The sequence below is a fragment of the Corynebacterium sp. S7 genome, assembly GCF_054401105.1.
In genome coordinates, this window is record NZ_CM136760.1 from 2,901,684 (window position 1) to 2,922,740 (window position 21,057).

18 protein-coding genes are annotated in these 21,057 nt (G+C 56.4%); 14 read left to right on the forward strand and 4 right to left on the reverse strand.

Annotated elements, in window-relative coordinates; all coding sequences use genetic code 11:
* Nucleotides 1-44: 44 nt before the first annotated feature.
* Both ACXZ66_RS13725 and ACXZ66_RS13730 read left to right on the forward strand, forming a co-directional pair.
* Complete coding sequence (locus ACXZ66_RS13725) at nucleotides 45-944, forward strand: LysR family transcriptional regulator (RefSeq protein ID WP_458749520.1); 900 nt, start codon at nucleotides 45-47, stop codon at nucleotides 942-944.
* A gap of 403 nt (nucleotides 945-1,347) precedes the next feature.
* Nucleotides 1,348-4,329 carry an amidohydrolase family protein gene (locus ACXZ66_RS13730; RefSeq protein ID WP_458749522.1) on the forward strand — a complete coding sequence of 994 codons (2,982 nt, stop codon included), beginning with the start codon at nucleotides 1,348-1,350 and terminating at the stop codon, nucleotides 4,327-4,329.
* Between the two features lie 128 nt (nucleotides 4,330-4,457).
* Here the strand turns inward: ACXZ66_RS13730 and ACXZ66_RS13735 are convergent, their stop codons facing one another.
* The gene (locus tag ACXZ66_RS13735) at nucleotides 4,458-6,467 is read right to left on the reverse strand and encodes an IS1096 element passenger TnpR family protein (protein ID WP_458749524.1); all 2,010 of its coding nucleotides are present in this window, start codon (nucleotides 6,465-6,467) and stop codon (nucleotides 4,458-4,460) included.
* Nucleotides 6,468-6,607: 140 nt separating this feature from the next.
* On the opposite strand from ACXZ66_RS13735, the gene ACXZ66_RS13740 reads away from it, so the two are divergent.
* The gene (locus tag ACXZ66_RS13740; protein WP_458749526.1) at nucleotides 6,608-7,396 is read left to right on the forward strand and encodes a metallophosphoesterase family protein; all 789 of its coding nucleotides are present in this window, start codon (nucleotides 6,608-6,610) and stop codon (nucleotides 7,394-7,396) included.
* Between the two features lie 2 nt (nucleotides 7,397-7,398).
* Here ACXZ66_RS13740 and ACXZ66_RS13745 read toward each other — a convergent pair whose 3' ends face one another.
* From ACXZ66_RS13745 to ACXZ66_RS13755, 3 genes are all read right to left on the reverse strand, one after another.
* Nucleotides 7,399-7,713, reverse strand: coding sequence for a Rieske (2Fe-2S) protein (locus ACXZ66_RS13745; protein WP_458749528.1), 315 nt, complete (start codon nucleotides 7,711-7,713; stop codon nucleotides 7,399-7,401).
* A 211-nt stretch (nucleotides 7,714-7,924) separates the two neighbouring features.
* A complete protein-coding gene (locus tag ACXZ66_RS13750; RefSeq protein WP_458749530.1) occupies nucleotides 7,925-9,229 on the reverse strand; it encodes a dicarboxylate/amino acid:cation symporter in 1,305 nt (434 codons plus the stop codon).
* Between the two features lie 178 nt (nucleotides 9,230-9,407).
* Nucleotides 9,408-10,361: a GlxA family transcriptional regulator gene (locus ACXZ66_RS13755; protein ID WP_458749532.1), complete on the reverse strand. Its 954-nt coding sequence runs from the start codon at nucleotides 10,359-10,361 to the stop codon at nucleotides 9,408-9,410.
* Nucleotides 10,362-10,468: 107 nt separating this feature from the next.
* Between ACXZ66_RS13755 and ACXZ66_RS13760 the strand changes: the two genes are divergently transcribed.
* The 11 genes from ACXZ66_RS13760 to ACXZ66_RS13810 all read left to right on the forward strand — a co-directional run bounded on the left by ACXZ66_RS13760 (nucleotide 10,469) and on the right by ACXZ66_RS13810 (nucleotide 20,997).
* Entirely contained in the window at nucleotides 10,469-11,077 is a 609-nt protein-coding gene (locus ACXZ66_RS13760; protein WP_458749533.1) for an isochorismatase family protein, read from the forward strand.
* A 67-nt stretch (nucleotides 11,078-11,144) separates the two neighbouring features.
* A complete protein-coding gene (locus ACXZ66_RS13765; protein WP_458749535.1) occupies nucleotides 11,145-11,606 on the forward strand; it encodes an SdpI family protein in 462 nt (153 codons plus the stop codon).
* A gap of 250 nt (nucleotides 11,607-11,856) precedes the next feature.
* Nucleotides 11,857-13,425 (forward strand): anthranilate synthase component 1, encoded by a 1,569-nt coding sequence (locus tag ACXZ66_RS13770; protein ID WP_458749536.1) that lies wholly within the window; start codon nucleotides 11,857-11,859, stop codon nucleotides 13,423-13,425.
* Entirely contained in the window at nucleotides 13,422-14,057 is a 636-nt protein-coding gene (locus tag ACXZ66_RS13775; RefSeq protein ID WP_458749538.1) for a glutamine amidotransferase-related protein, read from the forward strand. The genes ACXZ66_RS13770 and ACXZ66_RS13775 overlap by 4 nt, the downstream gene beginning before the upstream one ends.
* Before the next feature lie 6 nt (nucleotides 14,058-14,063).
* Nucleotides 14,064-15,092 (forward strand): anthranilate phosphoribosyltransferase, encoded by a 1,029-nt coding sequence (trpD, locus tag ACXZ66_RS13780; protein WP_458749539.1) that lies wholly within the window; start codon nucleotides 14,064-14,066, stop codon nucleotides 15,090-15,092.
* Nucleotides 15,079-16,506, forward strand: coding sequence for a bifunctional indole-3-glycerol-phosphate synthase TrpC/phosphoribosylanthranilate isomerase TrpF (gene trpCF / locus ACXZ66_RS13785; RefSeq protein WP_458751401.1), 1,428 nt, complete (start codon nucleotides 15,079-15,081; stop codon nucleotides 16,504-16,506). Before trpD ends, trpCF begins: the two co-directional genes overlap by 14 nt.
* A 33-nt stretch (nucleotides 16,507-16,539) precedes the next feature.
* Nucleotides 16,540-17,781, forward strand: coding sequence for a tryptophan synthase subunit beta (gene trpB, locus ACXZ66_RS13790; protein ID WP_458749540.1), 1,242 nt, complete (start codon nucleotides 16,540-16,542; stop codon nucleotides 17,779-17,781).
* A gap of 3 nt (nucleotides 17,782-17,784) precedes the next feature.
* The gene (gene trpA, locus ACXZ66_RS13795; RefSeq protein WP_458749541.1) at nucleotides 17,785-18,627 is read left to right on the forward strand and encodes a tryptophan synthase subunit alpha; all 843 of its coding nucleotides are present in this window, start codon (nucleotides 17,785-17,787) and stop codon (nucleotides 18,625-18,627) included.
* Nucleotides 18,628-18,711: 84 nt separating this feature from the next.
* Complete coding sequence (locus ACXZ66_RS13800) at nucleotides 18,712-19,263, forward strand: hypothetical protein (RefSeq protein ID WP_458749542.1); 552 nt, start codon at nucleotides 18,712-18,714, stop codon at nucleotides 19,261-19,263.
* Nucleotides 19,264-19,315: 52 nt separating this feature from the next.
* A complete protein-coding gene (locus ACXZ66_RS13805) occupies nucleotides 19,316-20,110 on the forward strand; it encodes a MerR family transcriptional regulator (protein ID WP_458749544.1) in 795 nt (264 codons plus the stop codon).
* Nucleotides 20,111-20,112: 2 nt separating this feature from the next.
* The gene (locus ACXZ66_RS13810) at nucleotides 20,113-20,997 is read left to right on the forward strand and encodes an ABC transporter ATP-binding protein (protein WP_458749546.1); all 885 of its coding nucleotides are present in this window, start codon (nucleotides 20,113-20,115) and stop codon (nucleotides 20,995-20,997) included.
* Nucleotides 20,998-21,057 lie beyond the last annotated feature (60 nt).

Consider the following 21,057-nt stretch of genomic DNA (forward strand, 5'->3'; position numbering starts at 1 on the left):
AAAACTTACTGAAATCTCCGAGATCTGAATATAAAGTACCATCTATGAAATCGGCGGAATTTAGTATTGAGAGCTTAAGGTACGCCAATGCGGCGGAAGTAGAAGGTTCTTTTAGCGCGGCTGCTCGAATCCACGGCATAGCACAACCAGCACTCTCCACTAGCGTGGCAAACCTTGAAAAGCAATTGGGGTGCCCGATCTTCTCCCGGTCTCCCAAAGGAGTTGTTTTGACTGAATTCGGCGAGAAGATCTTTCCCCTTATTAGAAAAGCGTTGGAGTCCTTCGACGACATTTCAGAGGCATCGCTTCATCATTCAAATCCATTTAACCGAAGTATTCGGGTTGGCACTACGTCACTTATTAGTCCGAACTTGTTGGAACCAATCAAACAATACATTCATTCTGTTACTCCTGATCAAGAAATCGTTCTCAAAGAAGCAGAGCTTCGAACCCTGCGCGAAGATCTAACAATGGGAGAACTGGATTTATTAGTCATCCCTGCAGTCGGCCCGATGAAGGGCTTTGAACACCGCATTATTGATTCTGAGCCAATTGCCGTCGTTGGAGCACCTGGCACCTCGGGAAGCGTTATCGAAATCAAAGAACTTGCTCAAAGGGCAGTTGTCTTCCCACCGCCACATTCGGCGCTTGCAAAATTTACCCATGATCTCTTCGAAGTAAATGGTGTTTCTGTTTCGATCTACCCCGGGGAAGCAACCAGTTGCAGCACACTAGAAAACTGGGCAACCATGGGATTTGGTTGCGCAATCTTGCCCCTCTCGCAAATCAGCGCAAACTGCCCGACTGTCCGGCCACTATATGAAGACGGCCACGAAGTTGAAATTTTTTATGAAGCCGTCTGGTCCGAATCTTCCCTTTTTGCGGAAGTGACTTCTTCGGCTGTCTCCAAAGTCGCATCTAGCGAAGCTATTTGTAGGGCATAGCTTTAAGAGATAACCCCTATACCAAAATCAGTCTAACTAAGTGATCTGGGATACATATAGGTTTCATTAGTGATGCGAAACATAGTTAGCTCAACCAAGGCGCGCTTTGCATTGCACATTTAACCGAGCCCACAACGCTTATCGGTCTCAACCCCCACTTGCACTATGCACTGATTTTGGAGATCTCAATTTGCCTACGAAGAATTTCCCACCCTCTTTACCTAAGCAGAAATTGCGTGCGAATCCCTTGCGCAGCCTGATTGCAGCCGTTGCGGTAACAGTAATTGGCTCCGGGATGTTAACGGCGTGTTCCACAGACGCTTCGAATCCTGAGTTGGCCAGCTCTTCTAGCAAGATGTCGTCGTCAACGAATGTACAGGCTGCTGCTTCAAACTCACCAAAAATGGCTGATGTCACCGTTACTGAGGCAACAAATATTAGCGCGGCCAGCGCCCCAGACGGATCAACAGTGATTGATCTCCATGGAATGTTGTACCGAGTCCCTGCTGGTGGCGGGACCGCAACTCAGCTTTCGAAACCAGAGCACGAAGTAGCTCGTCCCGATGTCGGCCCTGACGGGAGGATTGTTTATCAATCGTATGACGGCGGCGATTTCGATATTTGGGTTGCTAACCCCGATGGAACGAACCCTGAGAAGATCACCGATGGAATCGCCGATTATCGTGAACCTCGCTGGTCACCCGATGGACAACACATTGTTTTCTCAAGCGATCGAGTGAAAGGGTCCTATGACATTTGGTCGATTGAGCTAGCCACCGGAGAGTTTACCCAGTGGACTAACGGTAAAGGTGACGAATCTCAGCCCTCCTGGTCTCCGAGTGGTGACGAAGTAATCTTCATCAATCAGAATTCCATCGCTGCAGTTGACCGACAGGGCTCGATTCGTCAAATCAGCGAAGACCCGGGCGAGAAAATTCTCGTACATGCACCAAGCATGAGTCCAGACGGTCAAACCGTCGTGTGGATTGAACATAATGGAAACGTAGCTAATCTGATGGTCAATGGTCAGGCCATCACGAACGGCGAAGACGTCTTCCCCTTCACTCCCGACTGGACCAGCGATACGTCCTTCAAGTACACGGCAAACGGGAAGATTTGGGAGCGGAACCTTGGCTCCAACGAGGTTGCTGAAATTCCATTTGAAGCTACGCTGAATATTCCTGGCGCAGATTACGAAAAGCGCGCCTATAACTTCGACGATACAACGTCACGATCAGCTACTATATTGACCCCTCAGATTTCTCCGGATGGAAAGTCCGTCATCTTCATCGCCTTGGGCGATGTCTGGCACATGAATTTTGGTGAAAAGCCAGTACGAATCACTGATGATGATTTCCATGATGTCGATCCTGTCTTTTCCCCAGATGGCAAGACCATCGCATGGGCAACTGACCGCTCTGGTACTCAAGACATCTACACCAGAAACCTCGAGTCTGGTGAAGAAAAGATCGTCACTACGCTGCCTGGTGCAGAAGTAGCCCCAGCATTCTCTCCGGATGGGAAACAGCTGGCATTCCAAGATCAAGACGGTGCAACATACCTTTTGAACTTGGAAAACAATACTATTAGGGAGCTAATTCCTAAGATTTTTGGACCCGGTCGACCAAGCTGGTCTGCCGATGGCAAGACCATCACGTTGGCTGCAGTTAAAGTTTATTCTGAGCGTTTCCGAGAAGGTACCAGCCAAATCCTGACAGTCAACGTTGACTCTGGAGAACAAACATTCCAGGCCCCTGGTGCGGAAGATTCGTCCCTTTCCACGCGTGGCGACGACGGACCAGCATGGTCTCCTGATGGAACCTCCCTTGCTTTTATCAGCAACTCACTCTTGCACACCATGCCAGTCGATGAGCAAGGTAATGCCACCGGTGATCCAAAGGTAGTCAACAACGAAATTGCAGATGCTCCGTCCTGGTCGGGCGATTCGAGCAAGCTGCTCTACCTTTCAAACGGTGCACTAAAACTCGCCGATGCCGCTACCGGTGAATCCACTCAGATCGATGTCCCTCTGGAAGTAAATCCTCACATTGAAGAAGGTGTAAAAACAATCCAGGCCGGTGCTATTTGGGACGGAACGAGTGAATCGCTCCGGGAAAACGTTGACATTGTCGTTCGTGACAATCGGATCGAATCGATCAGCGCCCGTGGCGAAAACAAGCCTCAGGGTGAAGTCATCGATGCTACCGACTTAACGATCATGCCCGGTTTGTTCGACGCCCACATCCACCAAGGTCTGCAATCTCGCTTCCAAGGAGACCGCCAAGGACGAACCAACCTCGCATACGGAGTTACTTCCACCATGTCTATGGGCGACCAAGCGTATCGAGCGTTGGAGGAACGCGATTCAATCGATGCAGGGGAGCGTGTTGGCCCACGTTTCTTTGCCACTGGTGAGCCGATCGATGGATCTCGCGTGTACTACAACTTCATGAGACCCACAAACTCAGATGAAGACGTTCAACGTGAGCTTGACCGTGCCGCGGGCATGAACTACGACTTTTATAAAACCTATGTTCGACTCCCTGCTTCGGGAATGAAGAAGGTTATTGATACTGCACATTCGAAGGGTATTCCTTCAGGATCTCACTATATGAGTCCAGGAATGTTCCTCGGACAAGACGGTACAACCCACCTCGCAGCTACGCAACGTCTTGGTTTCGCGCGAACCATGTCAAAGACCGGCCAATCCTATGACGATATTCCGGCCATGTACGCAGGAGGCAACCGATTCGTCATGTCCACACTCTTCAGCACCGACTTTGTCGGCGCGGATGAGTTCGCCAATGACCCTCGCATGGACCTCATGCCAACATGGATCAAGGCTAAACTAGATAAGGCCACAAGTGATAACTTGGCGGATCCAAGCGATCCAAACTGTGCCACCGCGGAGTGTCGCGAGACTCAGACCCTTCTGAAGATCAATGAAGCTGGCGGACAAGTCATGGTTGGCACCGATGCTCCATTGGATTATGTCGGTCTTGGCATGCAAACCAATCTCCGCGAACTCGTAGGTTATGGATGGTCACCATACGATGCACTACGTGCTGCCACATCCGCCCCTGCCCAGTTCCTCGGTATTGATAAGGACTTGGGAACACTCGAGCCCGGGAAGATCGCAGACCTTATTGCCGTTCGGGGAAATCCGCTTGAAGATATCGATTCCCTCATCAACGTCGAATTAACGATGGTTGGTGGTAAGGCATACACCCAAGATGACTTGATTGCTCCATTTGATCCGAACGTTGAGCAAGCTAGAGCTGCGGGTGCAGACGCTACAGCTACCCGCGTCACTGAGTTCGCAAATGCCGCGGTCGTCAGTCCAGAGCATTTGAGGAATGACGGTCACGACGGTCACGCCCACTAAGTCATCTCGACGAAGAGATTTTAGAGCGCATAGCGATTCACAACGCTATGCGCTCTCTTTCTTTTCGGGGAAGTACCTCCCGCAACCGATCCGAAAACAACCAATGTTTCACGTGAAACATTGCCCATTTACAACATGGAATCTGGGCTCATTTCTCGAAGGCGCTCGCCAACGGCGTGGGTAAGTGCAATCCTGCCCAACGAAGTCAATTGCGGGACGTCTCCCATCAGGGGGTTGATCTTCTGCAGGCCAAAGAAGTCGCGCAACACATTTGCCATGTCCGGAATCTGCTGAGATCGGCCTTGAGCAAACGGAAGCTCCGAATTTTGACTGAGAGTCACATTCAAGGCGATTTCCTCGATTCCGAGTAGACGCGCCGCCTTCGTTCGGCCGATCAAACTAGCCAAAGCATCAAGCAAGACCACGAAGTTTTCATTTGCATAGTCACCGGGCAGAAGCTCGCCCAAGATCGGATATACCGCGGCGTATGGCTCACGGAGCACTTCATTCCCCAAATCGGATAGCACGTAGTGGCTATCATTGCGCGCATCGACAATGAAGCCGCAGAATTCCAGACACTCCACCACGGTTCTTAACAGGGTCAGCTCCGGAGCGCTCACCATGTCCACTCCCGAATCGAGGAGCATGGTGGTCAGCCGAGGATCAATCTGATCGTCAGGCTCCCACGGCACTGGGATACCCTTACCGGAAAAAGTTTGTAACGCGGTTGTGATCAGTGGTGCAAAATGTGTGCCGATCCGAACAAAGTTCTCCTCGGACAGCTCCGCGCCGAACGTGGCAATGTCAACCGCACCAAATAGTGTTTTGAACATCGGGCTCATTTCGCACAGAGTATTCACTATTTCGGGAATACCGGCAGGCTCGGGAGCATCCAAAGATCCTTCCACTGTGTCCAACATGTTATTCAACAATGTGCTCAGGAAACGTTTCGCCTTCAGGTTCAACGCGCCATTGGAATCAATCCAGCCCGCGACTTCCACCAACGCAAGAGTCGGGCGAGTGACATCCTCGTAAGAATATTGGTGACCCGGAGGCAGGATGCGGCGTGAAAGCTCGAGTACTCGGATCGGAGCAACACCACTTTGCCTGGCCAGCTCTTGGGCAAGACTACTTATCGTTTCTAACTGGGTGGGGAAGAGCAGCATTACCATCTCTGGGATCAACCCTCTGCGTATTGAGTCATGACCCACAGATGTCACCCGCAGCTCGGAACCATATTCCTCCAGTTGATTAGTCAGCTGCAGCCACTCGCGCAATCCATACAGTGCCTTTAGGTCACGCTCTTTCCGTGGAACTGGACGATCCAGCCCGATCGCAGCCATTAGCTCTGGCAGGGCCGATGGCTTGATATATCCCGAAGGAGTGAGAGGCGTCGAATGCTCACGTACATACCGCAAATACTGCATCGGTGCCGTGCTCAATTCATCAACGTCACGCCCCGACATCTCCTCAGCCGTCTGCCCGAGCGTTACTAATTCGCGCAGCGCAAGCAGAGCCGAATTCGGCTCGGAGAACTCCAAGTCGTCCGCATATTGCAATTCAGGGTTTTGACCGGAAGGAAACGGATGCAAGATGGAGAGTTCGGAAAGTTTCATCTGAATCTCATCACCGCGTGGCTCAGTCAGGTAAGAGAGCGCGGCAGCTCCGCGCTGACCTGTGTAGTGCTCTAGGAGATCGTTATCCTCGCGAGTCACCTTCTGTCCCCGGAACGCGCGGGAGGCAAGCCCAAAAAGATCTTTTAACCCAGGTACCCCGCCCACATCGTCGATACCTCGAAACCCCGCGGCCTTCATCAACGCGAAGTGCTCTGTCTCGGTTTTCAGTTTCTCCTTGACCACGACGGAAACTTCCCATTCATCGCCATAGTCATAGTGATAGGTTGCAGCATCGCCGACCTTGTCCAGGAGTCGTTCAATGCCGATTTCACTCCCTTGATCCATTTCTACAACGACACCGTCGCTGCCGGTGAAGTTCCACAGATGAGAATCCGTCCAATCAAACACCACCTGAATGGCTTCATGTAGTAAGCGCAATGCAAATGACGAATCGACAAGGAGGACGAATTCACCGCCTTCGTCAAAGTCCACCAGCTGCAGGGAGAGTACAAGTCCAGACATCGGATACGGCCTTTCGCGATCTGATGATTTTCCTCAAGCGTAGAGCACCTACAACACCACGTCATCGGTATTCAGCGAAGAAAACCAGCCGACCAAGCCAATCACGCCGCTTAATTTCCCACGTAAGATACCCTCAACACATGGCAAGAACTCTGTGGGCAGTCAGTGACATTCATGTCACGTTCAAGGAGAACCAGGCAATCGTCGATAAGCTTGCTCCGCGCGACCCCGGCGACTGGTTGATCGTCGCCGGCGACGTCGCCGAACGCATCCCCGACGTCGTGCGCGCCCTCAAACCGCTTGCCGAACGCTTCGCCAAAGTCATCTGGGTGCCCGGCAACCACGAACTGTTCAATCGCGCCTCCGACCGCATCAACGGCAAAGCCCGCTACCGCGCACTCGTGGGCGAGCTGCGCGCAATCGGCGTGGTCACGCCCGAGGACCCATACCCCGTTTTCGGCGACGTGACCGTCTGCCCGCTATTTACGCTCTACGATTACAGCTTCCGCCCGCTCGGGCTGACCGCGAAGCAAGCGGTGGCAAGAGCAAAGATCAAGCTTGACGACGAGCTTGCCATCGCACGATACGTCGATATCGAACAATGGTGCGCTGAGCGCATCGAATACTCGGAGGACCGCCTCGATGCGGTGCGCGGGGAAACGATTTTGGTGAACCACTGGCCACTGGTGGTGGAGCCGACGCACCGTCTCAACGAGCCCGATATTGCCCTGTGGTGCGGCACGACCGCTACCAGGGATTGGGCGGTGAAATACCACGCTCGCGTGGCTATTCACGGCCACCTTCATATTCCGGCGGAGACGCGCGTGGACGGGGTGAGCCACATCGAGGTGTCGCTGGGCTACCCCTTCGAGGAGCACCCGCCGCAATTCCGCAGGCCCTGGCCGCTGGAGGTTATGCAGGCACCTTAGCTCTAGCTCTGCGAGCTGGTTCTTACCCAGATCTCGCCTTCGCGGATTTCCACCTCGTAGGTATTCAGCACTCCATGGGCGGGGTAGCGCAGCGTCTCTCCGTTTTGCGCGGAGTACTGCCCGTGGTGGAGCCAGCAATCCACAACCCCGTCGGTGCAAGTGCCCTGTGCGAGTGAGGCACCGAGGTGGTTGCACTTGTCGTCGATGGCAAAGACCTCGCCAGAGGTGTCTTTGAAAACCGCAATATCCCCGTTTTCAGTAGCTAGTTTTAGCCCGCGGCCGGGCTCGAGGTCTGTGAGGTTAGCTGCGAAGATCATGTGCTGATCTTATCGGGAGATTCGTTGCCACCTTAACGGTTGAGGGTCGACGAAAGCCGTCGTCGTCAGCTCAGCACCCGAAACAGCGACCTTGGCTTTCGCTAAACCTCAACCGTTGATCTGGCCCAGCAGTGCCCCAGCTGCAGCCCAGAAACAGAAAGCCGCCACCCACGAAGGGCGGCGGCCACAAGGCGAAAACAGAGAAGCGAAACTACTCAGGTTTCTCGTGCTTGTGCTGCGGAAGGTCCGCAGGATCGACAATATCCTCAGGGCCGAAGGATCCGCCCTGGCCGTCAACACCAGCCAAAGGCTTCTCGTCGTAATCCTCAACAGTAACTGCCTCGATCTTGCCAGCTGCGAAACGGTTGATAATCAGCGCGATTGCGCCGTCACCGGTGACGTTGGCTGCGGTACCGAAGGAGTCGATAACAATGTAGGCGGCGATCATCAGGGCGACCTGGTTCTCGTCGAAACCAACCATCGAGGAAAGCAAGCCAGTTGCCGCCATAACAGCGCCACCAGGCACGCCCGGCGCGGCCACCATGGTGATACCCAGCATGAAAATGAAGCCAATGGACAGTCCAACCGAGATATCCATGTTGGACATGTAGATGATTGCGAAGGCATAAAGCGTCAGCTTCATCATCGAGCCAGCCAGGTGGATGGTGGCGTTCAGCGGAATGACGAAGCCGGCAACGTTGCGGTCTACACCGTTACGCAGGGTGGACTGCAAAGTGACTGGAATCGTTGCTGCTGAAGAAGAGGTACCCAGTGCGGTGAAGTACGCGGGCATCATGTTCTTCAGCGCGGTAAATGGGTTCTTGCTCGCGATCGCACCTGCGACTATGTACTGCAGCAGCAGGTAGATCCAGGTCATCACAACGGCGAGGATCAGCACCTTGCCGAAGGCAGAGAGCGTAGAGCCGAGGTTGTCGTTCATACCCAGGTTGAGGAACATGCCGAAGATGAAGATTGGCAGCAGCGGGATGACAAAAGACGTGATGATCTTCATGATCACGCGCTCAAGGTCGAGAGTTACCTTATATAGCGTGTCCGACTTCACCGCGGTCATGGCTAGTCCCACGCAGAATGCGAGGACGAGCGCCGTCATGACCTCGAAAGGTGCTGGAATTTCGATGGTGAAGTACGGGGTCAGCCCACCTTCGTCGATATTGTCAACGTTTGTATTCAGCTGATCGCCGGCAAGCATCGTCGGGTAGAGCGCTAGGGAAACGCCGTAAGCAATGAAGCCGGCGAGAACCGTGGAGCCATAAGCCACACCAGTGGTGATGCCCAGCCACTTGCCTGCGCCACGGCCAAGGCCGGCGATTGCAGGGGTGATCAGCGCGAAGATCAGCACGGGAACGAAGAAGTTCAGGAAGTTGCTGAACAACGAGTTAAACGTGATGAAAATGCGCGCCAGCCACGTCGGGAAGAACAAGCTGCAGATGATGCCAAGGATGATCGCAAGGACAATCTTGAATAACAAGCTGTCCGCGATTTTTTTGAAGTTCATAGGCGTACTTTCACGTATGCGAGAAATGACAGGGGACATTGATAATCATGACAGTGAAAAAGCATGGCGCTTTCATTTGGTCATGCCTTACTGCACTATTTTCTCCTACGGTGACCCCAATAGTGCACATGCGGTCTCATTTACCTTGGTAAGCAGTGCGCGTCACGACGAAAGATTCTTAGCCACCCGCATTGGAAAAACGCCGACGATAAGCCGATGGGGGAGTTCCGTACGCATTCAAGAAAGCCTGACGAAATGTCACTGGCGAACCATAACCGCAGGTCCGGACCACACGTTCGATCGACCACGAAGTCGTTTCCAGCAGGCGGCGGGACTCGTCGAGACGCTGCGTTGACACCCACTTTCCCGGAGACGTCCCGGTAACTTCTCGAAACCGCCTGGTGAAATTTCTGGTGCTCATCCGCGCGTGTTCGGCGAGATCACTCACGCCCAAAGGCTGATCCAGGTTGCCCAACGCCCATGTCATTGCTTCTTGGATGCCGTCGTCGGCAACATCTACAGGCAGAGGCCTCTCGATGTACTGTGCCTGACCACCATCACGGTGAGGTGCAATGACCAATTGGCGGGCGACCATCGAGGCAGCTTCAGCTCCCAAATGTTTTCGAACCAGATGAAGGCAAGCGTCCAATGCGGAAGCTGTCCCTGCAGATGTCAGGACATCGCCGTGGTCGACATACAAAGCATCCGAGTCTACCTGAACTTCTGGCGCTAGTATCCCCAATTCTTCAGCAGCCCTCCAATGCGTCACGGCAGTGCGACCATTAAGGATCCCTGCGGAGGCAACCGGGAAAGCGCCCAGACACAGACCTGCGATCCTCGTGCCTTGCGCGTGCGCCGAACGGATCAGCTCAAGAAGTTTCGGGGCTGGCTCTCGGAGGTCGGCATGCCACGAAGGCAATACTAGGAGGTCGGCCTCACTGACGGCCTCAAAGCCTGCGAGGCGATCGAGTAGCAATCCCTCCGCGGTCCGCACGGGCAAGCCATCGTCGCTAAAGACCGACAAATTCCAGCCCGATGCAAGCTCCAACGTGTTCACTTCGCTGAAAACAGCAAGTGGGGCAGCAGCGTGAAACATTGTGATGCCGCCAAAGACGTAGATAAGAATCCGCATTGTTGGCCTAATTTCATCGATAGTGTGCACTTCTGCCTCTCACGGTACAAGGACAACATCGCCCAGACTAGGAAGCGCCAACCACTCCTACAGAGAAAGTGAAACCCATGAGCAACCGCGCAGTCATCCTCGTCGACGTCCAGAACGAATACTTCGATGGCCCACTTGAAATCCAGTACCCGCCACGCGAGCAGTCCCTGCAAAAGATCCACCAAGTTCTCGACGCAGCCGAAGCCAACAACATCCCAGTCGCACTCGTCGAGCACCTCTACCCAGAAGGCGCCCCTGTGTTTGCACCAAACACAACCGCACAAGAAACTCATCCTGAAATCCAGGAACGCATGACCGAGAACTGGGCGCAGTTTACGAAGAGCTACGGCTCTGTCTTCCCAGGGACCGGCGTGCAGCAGTGGCTCGAGGACAACAACGTCAACACAATCACACTCGTTGGATACATGACGAACAACTGCATTCTGGCCACCGCAGCTGATGCAGAGCCCAAAGGCATCAATGTGGAGGTCATCTCCGATGCCACCGGCGCGATCAACTTAAGCAATTCGGCAGGCACCGCAACTGCTCAGCAGGTCCACGAGACCTTGATGGCACTGCTCAATTCAAATTTCGCTGCAGTTGGCACCACTAAGGAATGGACCAAGGCAGTAGAGGAGCAAGAAGCGCTCCCTGGTGGCAACCTCATCGAGTCTGCAACCCACTAAGCAACCTACTAAGCAACTACCCAACCAAAAATATGCACCTCGCAACCCCACCGATAGGATTGGCACTATGACCCTCAATCTCATTGTCGCCATCATTTTCCTCATCGTGGCGGTAGCTCTTATCGTCGTGGGTGGCATGGCGTCCGCGGGCAAGCTTCCTGGTAACTCGTATATCGGACTGCGTATCGCCGAAGTTCGCAAGAACGAGTCCACCTGGATCCAGGCACACAAGGTCGCGGGCCCATTCTGGATACTCTCGGGCGTGATCATGGCCTTCGGCGCTGCCTTTGCCTGGATCTCGAGTGGTTGGCTCTGGGTGCTTCCGGTTCTCGCGGTGATCCTTGCCATCGTGTTTGTTTCCGTGGGTGCCAACTTTGGTGCGCGTGCGGCAGCTGTCGTCGATAAGACGATCGAAGATCGGGAAAGCCAGCCACCTGAGCCGCATCCTGCTCCGCAGGTCGATTTCGAAGCGATGCGACGAGCGGCAAGCAAGTCCGACAACCAAGACAACAAAGAGACAGACCAATAACCCCATAGCCAGTGAATATGGCAAACCAGTTGCGCGGATCACGATCTCGTCATAAAGTTAAGCGCGTGATCGACATTCTTCCTAACAACTGGTGGTGGCGCGCGTAACGGCGAGCCACAATTTCGTTCACTTCTTTCGGCCCGCCGGCTAGCTTCAAGCGCCGCGGGTCTTTTTTATACCCAGTACTTCTCAAGGCGCGAGAGCCAGCCGGTGCCGATTAGCCGGTCAACAAACATTAAAGAGAGTACTGATGGAAAATTTCCAGCCCGTTGTGGCGAGACGCGAGGTGCGGTATCACGCCAACGCGTCGAGCCTTTTCGCGCACATCGGTGGTACGGAGTCGACAGATTCTGTGCTGCTTGAGTCCGCTGATATTACTACCCGTTCTGGTTTGCAGTCTGTGGCCATTGTGGCCTCGTCGTTACGCGTGACCTGCAATGGCACCCACGTCGTCGTCGAACCTCTCACTGCCTCGGGCGAGGTCATTGCGCGTCGCCTGCACGGGCAGCTTGAGCAGTACGCCACCGCCGAGAATGAGTACGACTTCCCGGTCTCGCAGGCCGCCGACGAGCGCGAGCGCCTCACCGCGATCAGCTCCGCAGAGGTGCTCCGCCAGCTGACGCAACATGCGGGCTACCAGGACGCGGATCTGCCGCTGCTCGGCGGGGGAATGGCCTTCGACTACCTGGAGTCCTTTGAGGTGCTGCCTGCCGTTGAGGAATCGGCGAACACGTACCCCGATTACCAGTTCGTCCTGGCCGAGGTGCTGCTCACCATCGACCACAAGACCCAGTCGGCGCATCTGACCTCCATCGATGCAGAGGGCGCGCAGGGCACAGTCAAAGATCTTATCGACGATTACGCCTCCCGGATCGACGCCGCCGAGCCCGATGCAGAGCACGCCTACCAAGCCACGGAAAACCCCTCGGGCACCCTGACAGTAACCGCTGACATTCCGGATGCAGAGTTCCGCGAGCAGGTAGAGAACCTGAAGCAAAACATTTACAACGGCGACATCTACCAGGTCGTGCCGGCGCGCACCTTCACCGCCGAGTGCGTTGATGCCTTCGCCGCCTACCGCCAGCTGCGCGAAACCAACCCTTCGCCGTACATGTTTTACGTTCGCGGCGTGGACCGCAACGGCGAGCCTTACGAACTCTTTGGTGCCTCGCCAGAGTCAAACCTGAAGTACTCCTCCGAGACTCGCCAGGTGCAGCTCTATCCCATCGCCGGTACTCGCCCACGCGGGCTGAACCCCGACGGCACGATCAACGACGAACTGGATATCCGCATGGAGCTCGAGCTGCGCACCGACGCCAAGGAGATCGCCGAGCACACAATGCTGGTCGACCTCGCGCGCAACGACATGGCACGCGTTGCCGAACCGGGCACCCGCAAGGTCGAGGATCTGCTCCAGGTGGACCGCTACTCTCGCGTGATGCACCTGGTGTCTCGTGTGACCGCTACTCTCGCACACGACCTCGATGCTTTCGACGCCTACCGCGCGTGCATGAACATGGGCACCTTGACCGGCGCGCCCAAGATTCGTGCCACGGAGCTCCTGCGCGGCGTGGAGAAGCGCCGCCGCGGCTCGTACGGTGGTGCCGTTGGCTACCTGCGCGGCAACGGCGACATGGACAACTGCATTATCATCCGCTCGGCTTATGTTTCTGGGGGAGTGGCGGCCGTGCAGGCCGGTGCTGGTGTCGTGCGCGACTCGAATCCACAGTCCGAGGCCGATGAAACCCTGCACAAGGCCTATGCGGTTCTCAACGCCATCGCGTTGGCTGCCGATGCACAGTTGGAGGTTGTGCGATGAGCAAGATCGTTCTTCTCGATAACCAGGATTCCTTCGTTTATAACCTCGTCGACGCGCTCCACGGCTACGACTACACCGTCTTCCGCAACACCGTGCCCGTCGACCAGATCCTCGCTGAAGATCCCGCCCTGATCATCCTCTCGCCGGGCCCCGGCTACCCGGCCCAGGCCGGCGTCATGATGGATCTCATCCCCGCCGCCTTCGAGCGCGGCATCCCCATCCTTGGCATCTGCCTCGGCTTCCAGGCTCTCATCGAGTACTTCGGTGGCACGGTTGAGCCGTGCGGCCCGGTCCACGGTACGTCCGAGCCCATGATGCTTAGCGACGAGGGCGTGGCTCATCCCGTCTTCGAAGGACTTGCAGTTGATGCAGCTCCCGAGTTCCCCGAACACGTCGGTCGTGTGGTTCCTGTGGCTCGCTACCATTCCTTGGGCACCACCACGGTTCCCGAAGGAATGGTCGCACTGTCCACTACAGATTCGACGATCGGGCCGATTGTCATGGCTGCCGAGTCGGCGGATAAAATGGCCATTGGCCTGCAGTTTCACCCGGAGTCAATCCTGACTCCGAAAGGTCCTGTAATTCTCAATCGTTGCGTAGACACATTATTGACACTCCCAAGGAAAGGCTAACTAAACATGGCAAGCGATAATTCGCTCGAGATTCTGAAGCGATTCCTCGACAACAAGCACCCTTCACTCGAAGAGGCCATCGAGGCTTTTACCCCGTTGACTGTCGGTGACTACGACGATGTTCACATCGCCGCCCTTCTGACCAACATCCGTACCCGCGGCGAGACCTTCGAAGATATTGCCGGCGCTTCCAAGGCGTTCCTGGCGGCTGGCCGTCCTTTCCCAATTACCGGCAAGGGCATCATGGACACCGCCGGTACCGGTGGCGACGGCGCCAACACCATCAACATCACCACCGCGGCTTCGCTGACAGCCTCTGCAGGTGGCGTAAAGATGATCAAACACGGTAACCGTTCCGTCTCCTCCAAGTCGGGCTCCGCCGACGTCCTCGAGGCGCTGAATATTCCGCTGGATCTTGATCCTGAGCGCGCAGTGCGCCAGTTCGAGGCCTCGAACTTCACCTTCCTGTTCGCGCCAGCCTACAACCCAGCCATCGCGCACGTGCAGCCAGTGCGCAGGGCACTTGGTGTTTCCACCTTGTTCAACACCATGGGCCCACTGCTCTCGCCAGCGCGCCCCGAGTACCAGATCATGGGGTTAGCCAACCCCGACAAGGGCCAGATGGTCGCCGAGACCATGCGTGAGCTCGGCCGTGGCCGCGCGCTCGTTGTTCATGGAGCAGGTACCGACGAAGTCGCCGTCCACGGCGAGACCACCGTCTGGGAACTCGACCGCGAAGGCAACATTGAGAAGTACTCCTTCATGCCGGAAGATATCGGCGTCCAGACCCATTCCCTGGAGGACCTCCGCGGTGGCGACGGCGCAGAAAACGCCGCCGCAATGCGTGCAACGTTTGCGGGCACTGGTCCGCAGGCGCACGCCGATGCCATCGCCGCATCCACCGGCGCGATGTTCTATCTCTACGGCAAGGCCAACACCATCAAGGAAGGTGTCGAGCAAGCGAAGGAGCTGCTTGCGAACCACACCGTGGAGAACTGGTTAGCACAGCACGAGGGGACCGATTACAGTGACTAAATTGCCTACAGTTCTTGAAGGTATTGTTGAAGGCCGAAAACGTCACATTGACGAAATTAAGGCACGGATCTCCCACGTCGATCCGGCGACCCTTCCGGTCTCCGAGCGCTCTTTGTACGATTCACTGGCGCGCGGCGGCAGGGGAGCGAACAACTTCATCATGGAGTGTAAGTCTTCCTCGCCTTCCCTCGGGCTGATCCGCGAGCATTACGAGCCGGGCCAGATCGCGCGCATCTACTCGCGATACGCCTCCGGCATCTCCGTGCTCTGCGAGCCAGACAAGTTCGGTGGCGATTACAACCACCTCGCCACGGTCTCCGCCGAAACTCATCTGCCGGTGTTGTGCAAGGACTTCATCATCGACCCGGTCCAGATCCATGCCGCGCGCTACTTCGGCGCCGACGCGATCTTGCTTATGCTCTCCGTGCTTGACGACGATGAATACGCCGCCCTCTCCGCCGAGGCCGCTCGCCTTGGCCTAGATGTGCTCACCGAGGTCATCGACGAAGAGGAAACCGAGCGCGCAATTCGCTTGGGCGCCAAGATTTTCGGCGTGAACCACCGCAATCTCCACGACCTGACCATCGACTTGGACCGCTCCGCCCGCCTGGTGAAGCTTCTCCCAGAAGATGCTGTTGTGGTTTCTGAGTCGGGAATCCGCAATGCACAGACTGTCCGTAAGCTCGGCGGTCACTCCAATGCCTTCCTTGTGGGATCACAGCTCACCAGCCAACCGGATATCGACGCAGCAGCCCGAGAGCTCGTCTATGGACCCAACAAGGTCTGTGGGCTCACTGATTGGTCGGCGGCTCAGGCAGCAAAGTCCGCCGGCGCAGTCTATGGCGGTCTGATCACTATCGAGGGGACACCTCGCTATGTTTCACGTGAAACATCAGCAGAAATCATTGCTCATGAGCCGGGCCTGAAATACGTTGCAGTGTCCGACCGCACCGAAGGCTGGGCCGAGCTCATCCAGGACGGCATCCATGCCATCCAGGTACACGCCCCTTACCAAGGTTCCATTGAAGCTGAGCTGGAACTCGTCGCAAAGGCGCGCGCAGAACTCGGCGATGGGGTACAGGTCTGGCGCGCGCTTGCGATGACGGAGGCGCAGGGACCTGCAGTGGCGGAGGCACTCGTCGATAAGGTCGATCGCCTTGTACTCGACGGACGCGAAGGCGGCAGCGGGGAACCCTTCGACTGGTCCACCGTGCCTGAGTCCGTGAAGTCCAACGCGCTGCTGGCCGGAGGTTTAAACCTGAACAACCTCGAAGAGGCACTGCGCGTGGGTACCCTTGGACTGGATATGAATTCCGGCCTTGAATACGGTGCGGACGCAGGTGTGTGGGCAAAGCGCAAGGACGCGGGCGCAATCCTGCGGGCCTTCCAGATTATCCGTAGTTTTTCCAACTAGCGCAGACATAAAACCGAAGAAGAGAGACACGAAATGACAGAAGAATCCCGCAGCGGTGGAAGCACCATCCTGCCGGCTTATTTCGGCGAATTCGGTGGACAGTTCGTCCCTGAATCCCTCATGCCGGCCCTCGACCAGCTGGAGCGAGCATTCGTTGATGCCTGGAACGACCCCGAATTCATGGACGAGTACCGCACGATCCTGCGCGACTACCTCGGACGCCCCACGCCTCTGACGGAATGCCGCAACCTTCCCAAGGACAAGAAGCACGCGCGCATCTTCCTCAAGCGCGAAGACCTCGTCCACGGTGGCGCGCACAAAACTAACCAGGTCATTGGCCAGGCGCTTTTGGCAAAGAAGATGGGCAAGACCCGCATCATCGCCGAGACCGGCGCGGGGCAGCACGGCACGGCAACGGCCCTTGTGTGTGCGTTGCTCGACCTGGAATGCGTGATCTACATGGGCGCGAAGGACATCGCCCGCCAGCAGCCCAACGTCTACCGCATGGAGCTCATGGGCGCGAAGGTCATCGGCGTGGACTCGGGATCCGGCACCTTGAAGGACGCCGTGAACGAAGCCTTGCGCGACTGGACCGCAACCTTCCACAACTCGCACTACCTGTTGGGTACTGCGGCGGGTCCGCACCCATTCCCAACGATCGTGCGTGATTTCCACCGCGTCATCGCCGAGGAAGCCAAAGAGCAGATGCTCGAGCGCACCGGTGGACTGCCAGACCTAATCGTCGCTTCCGTTGGTGGCGGTTCCAACGCGATTGGCATCTTCTCCGATTTCATTGACGACGAAGGCGTCGAACTCGTTGGCACCGAGCCGGGTGGCGAAGGCATGGAGTCCGGCAAGCACGGTGCTGCTATCGCAGAGGGCAACATCGGTATTCTGCACGGCACGAAGTCCTACCTGATGCGTAACCCGGATGGCCAGATCGAGGAGTCCTATTCCATCTCCGCTGGCCTGGATTACCCAGCTGTAGGTCCGCAGCACGCCCACCTGGCAAAGACCGGTCGCGCGAAGTACGTGCCGGTTACTGACAAGGAAGCGCTGATTGCCTTCCAGCTCCTCTCGCGCCACGAGGGCATCATTCCTGCACTGGAATCCTCCCACGCCTTCGCTTACGCCTTAAAGCGCGCCGAGGAAGCCGAAGCCAAGGGCGAGGACATCAACATCCTGGTTTCCCTCTCGGGCCGCGGTGACAAAGACATCGACCATGTCCGTCGCACCCTCGACGAGCACCCCGACTATGTCCTGAAGGAGGACTAAGCCATGACTACTCGTTACGAGAAGGCTTTCGCAGACCTCGAGGCCAAGAATGAGGGTGCCTTCGTTCCCTTCCTCATGCTTTCCGACCCCTCGCCGGAAGATGCCGTAGAGATTGTGAAGACCGTCGTCGATGCCGGTGCCGATGCGCTCGAGCTAGGCGTCCCGTTCTCCGATCCGATCGCCGACGGCCCAACCATTCAGAAGTCTCACGTGCGTGCCCTCGATGGGGGAGCAACGGTAAACCAGGCCATCGATCAGGTCCGCCAGATCCGCGAGGCCTACCCAGACCTGCCGATCGGCATGCTGATCTACTCCAACGTGCCATTCGTTCGCGGCTTGGACAACTTCTACAAGGAGTTCCACGAGGCCGGCGCCGATTCGATTCTGCTTCCCGACGTGCCCGTCCGCGAAGGCAAGCCCTTCGCCGATGCCGCCGAGGCCAATGGCGTTGACCCGATCTTCATCGCTCCGGCCCAAGCATCCAAGGAGACCCTCGAAGGTGTGGCCGCCCGCTCCAAGGGCTACATCTACGCCATCTCCCGCGACGGCGTGACTGGCACCGAGAAGGAGTCGGACACCACCGGCCTCAAGGAAGTCGTGGACAACGTGAAGTCCTACGGCGGCGCTCCGATCCTGCTGGGCTTCGGTATTTCCAGCCCGCAGCACGTCGCCGACGCGATCGCCGCGGGCGCAACCGGTGCCATTTCCGGTTCCGCGGTGGCCAAGATCATCGACAAGTACGTCGAGGGCGAGCACCCGAACCCTGGCCGCATCACTGACATGGACGCCCTGAAGAGGGAACTCACCGAGTTCGTCTCCGCAATGAAGGCTGCCACCAAGAAGTAAGATTTCGCTTCGCGACGATTGCCTCTCCCGCTCAATGTTTCACGTGAAACATTGAGCGGGTTTTCTTTTGGCAGAATCGACCTCATGGACAAATTTAAGAGGGGTACTGGGCGGACAATCACCGCATGGATGGAGTTCATGCAAGCCCATGAAAACGGCAATAAGGACCTCAACGAACTCTCCCACAAGCAGATCGCTGCCTTGGCCGAAGACGGTGGGGCAAGTGCGTGGTGGGCTCAGAGCATTGCAGTCGACATCGAACGCGAGATCGGGCGCCGTGAAGTAGGCCAACGGAACTCCGGAAAGTTTTCCGCGAACGCCACAAAGACCATGCCAGGGGAGTGGACTGACGTGTTCGCCAGGTTCACCAAATTCATGAACCGACAGGACGGTGCTCTGCCTGCTGAGGTCGACGGGGAGTCGTCGACAAGCGAAAGCGAGAAATGGCGATACTGGCGTGCCGACCTTGTCGACGGCACCAAGGTCGTTGTCATGTGCAACGACGCATCCGCAAAAGGGGTGGCGAAGACCCGGTTTGCGGTGCAGCACGAGAAGCTTTTGACGGCCGAATTGCGCGACGAGATGAAGACGCACTGGAAGGCGACGTTGGACTCATTTAGAGCCTCGTTGGACTAGCTTTCCCATTAGGCTTGACTGTGACGCTGCGTCACAGAGTTAGGTGGAGAGTATGAAAGTCAAGGAACTCGCGGACCTAACAGGGACCACGGTCCGCGCTATCCGTCACTACCACCATGTCGGGCTGGTTCCGGTGCCCGACAACCCTGGCGTGCGTCGTTACGGTCTCGAACACGCGGTGCGAATAGTACGGATCCGCGCGCTCGCGGAATCTGGTCTCTCGCTCCAGGCCATCGGTGAAATTTTGCTCGCCGAGGATGCCGACACCGAGACCCAGTTGTCTGCTGCCGAGGCAGATATCGATCGGCGGATCGCAGAGCTCGAAGGGCAGCGCGCGCAGCTTCGTGCGATTCGCGCGCGCTTGGAGGGGCCGAAGTTTCACGTGAAACATAGCGCGCTTCTCGACGATTTCTACGCCCAAGTCTTGGCTCGTGTGGATCCCGCTCACGCCCCCCTTATTGAAAGGGAGCGCAGCGCAGCCGAAGTGGTCTGTCGGATTCCGGGTGTGCGCGAGGTATTGAATCGTTGGTTGAGCCAACTTACCGAGGAGCGATTAGATGCAACTCTTGATCTCTATGGTTGGTTCAGTTCCATCACGGACCTAGAACACGGCGAAGCCGAGCAGGCGATAGACGAAGCGTTGATCAGCTACGACACCGCAATGCATGGGGACTGGGGCATCCTTCCTGAGGAATGGAGCGTCACGCTTCCCCGGATAATGAAGTTCCCCGGGGTTATGCTGCTCTTGGATTCTGCCTATCCGCATCCGAATCACCAACTTTTTATCCGCAAGTTTCTGAACTACGTCGACACAGTTGTACATCCTGAAACTACAGAAGGAGAATAGTCATGGAAGCCGTGAATCCCGTCCTCGAGGTTCGAAGCGTGGTGAAGAAATTTGGTGACTTCCGCGCATTAGACGAGTTCGATCTCACTGTCGAGCAGGGAAGCGTACATGGCTTTCTCGGACCGAATGGGTCAGGAAAATCAACCGCGATCCGCACCTTGTTGGGAGTTCTGCATCCCACAAGCGGAGAGGTGCGCGTCCTGGGGAAGGACCCACGAAGGAACCCGGAGATCCTCAAGCGCATCGGTTACGTGCCGGGTGACATTTCTCTCTGGCCAACGCTGACAGGCGCAGAGGTGCTCCGGGCGCTGGAGTCGATGCGCGGGGTGCCCTCCAACCGAAAGAGGGAAGAGGAACTCATCGAGGCATTCGGGCTTGATCCTTCGAAAAAGACGCGCGACTATTCCACGGGAAATCGTCGCAAAGTGAGTCTTGTGGCTGCGCTGTCCTTCGGAGCCGAAGCCCTCATCTTAGACGAGCCCACCGCCGGATTGGATCCACTCATGGAGGCAGTGTTCGTGGAGCAAATTCAACGGGAGAACGAGAACGGTGTTTCGGTCCTACTTTCTAGCCATATTCTCAGCGAGGTGGAGAAACTGTGCAATTACGTCACAGTGATTAAATCGGGCAGGGCGGTGGAGCATGGGACGATCGCTCAAATTCGCCACCTTTCCACCCATACGGTTACCGCCCGTGTTTCACGTGAAACATCGATTGAAGGGGGAGTCCTAGATAAGCGAGGACTGACCACGTACACCGTGGAACGCGACGAGGTACCCGGGCTACTGCAAGAGTTGCTCGACGCGGAAGCCACCGACATTACAACGCAGCCGGCTAGCCTCGAGGAAATCTTTATGCGCCATTACGAAACCGAGGCGGTGAAATGAAATCCATCCTGACGCTCACGCGCCTGAACCTGAGACTGAAGCGAGGATATCTTCTCGGGT

Excerpts from the sequence above, each read along its gene's own strand:
- ACXZ66_RS13725 (WP_458749520.1), top strand. The coding sequence starts at position 45 with ATGAAATCGGCGGAATTTAGTATTGAGAGCTTAAGGTACGCCAATGCG.
- ACXZ66_RS13730 (WP_458749522.1), top strand. The coding sequence starts at position 1,348 with ATGGCTGATGTCACCGTTACTGAGGCAACAAATATTAGCGCGGCCAGC.
- ACXZ66_RS13735 (WP_458749524.1), bottom strand. The coding sequence starts at position 6,467 with ATGTCTGGACTTGTACTCTCCCTGCAGCTGGTGGACTTTGACGAAGGC.
- ACXZ66_RS13740 (WP_458749526.1), top strand. The coding sequence starts at position 6,608 with ATGGCAAGAACTCTGTGGGCAGTCAGTGACATTCATGTCACGTTCAAG.
- ACXZ66_RS13745 (WP_458749528.1), bottom strand. The coding sequence starts at position 7,713 with ATGATCTTCGCAGCTAACCTCACAGACCTCGAGCCCGGCCGCGGGCTA.
- ACXZ66_RS13750 (WP_458749530.1), bottom strand. The coding sequence starts at position 9,229 with ATGAACTTCAAAAAAATCGCGGACAGCTTGTTATTCAAGATTGTCCTT.
- ACXZ66_RS13755 (WP_458749532.1), bottom strand. The coding sequence starts at position 10,361 with ATGCGGATTCTTATCTACGTCTTTGGCGGCATCACAATGTTTCACGCT.
- ACXZ66_RS13760 (WP_458749533.1), top strand. The coding sequence starts at position 10,469 with ATGAGCAACCGCGCAGTCATCCTCGTCGACGTCCAGAACGAATACTTC.
- ACXZ66_RS13765 (WP_458749535.1), top strand. The coding sequence starts at position 11,145 with ATGACCCTCAATCTCATTGTCGCCATCATTTTCCTCATCGTGGCGGTA.
- ACXZ66_RS13770 (WP_458749536.1), top strand. The coding sequence starts at position 11,857 with ATGGAAAATTTCCAGCCCGTTGTGGCGAGACGCGAGGTGCGGTATCAC.
- ACXZ66_RS13775 (WP_458749538.1), top strand. The coding sequence starts at position 13,422 with ATGAGCAAGATCGTTCTTCTCGATAACCAGGATTCCTTCGTTTATAAC.
- trpD (WP_458749539.1), top strand. The coding sequence starts at position 14,064 with ATGGCAAGCGATAATTCGCTCGAGATTCTGAAGCGATTCCTCGACAAC.
- trpB (WP_458749540.1), top strand. The coding sequence starts at position 16,540 with ATGACAGAAGAATCCCGCAGCGGTGGAAGCACCATCCTGCCGGCTTAT.
- trpA (WP_458749541.1), top strand. The coding sequence starts at position 17,785 with ATGACTACTCGTTACGAGAAGGCTTTCGCAGACCTCGAGGCCAAGAAT.
- ACXZ66_RS13800 (WP_458749542.1), top strand. The coding sequence starts at position 18,712 with ATGGACAAATTTAAGAGGGGTACTGGGCGGACAATCACCGCATGGATG.
- ACXZ66_RS13805 (WP_458749544.1), top strand. The coding sequence starts at position 19,316 with ATGAAAGTCAAGGAACTCGCGGACCTAACAGGGACCACGGTCCGCGCT.
- ACXZ66_RS13810 (WP_458749546.1), top strand. The coding sequence starts at position 20,113 with ATGGAAGCCGTGAATCCCGTCCTCGAGGTTCGAAGCGTGGTGAAGAAA.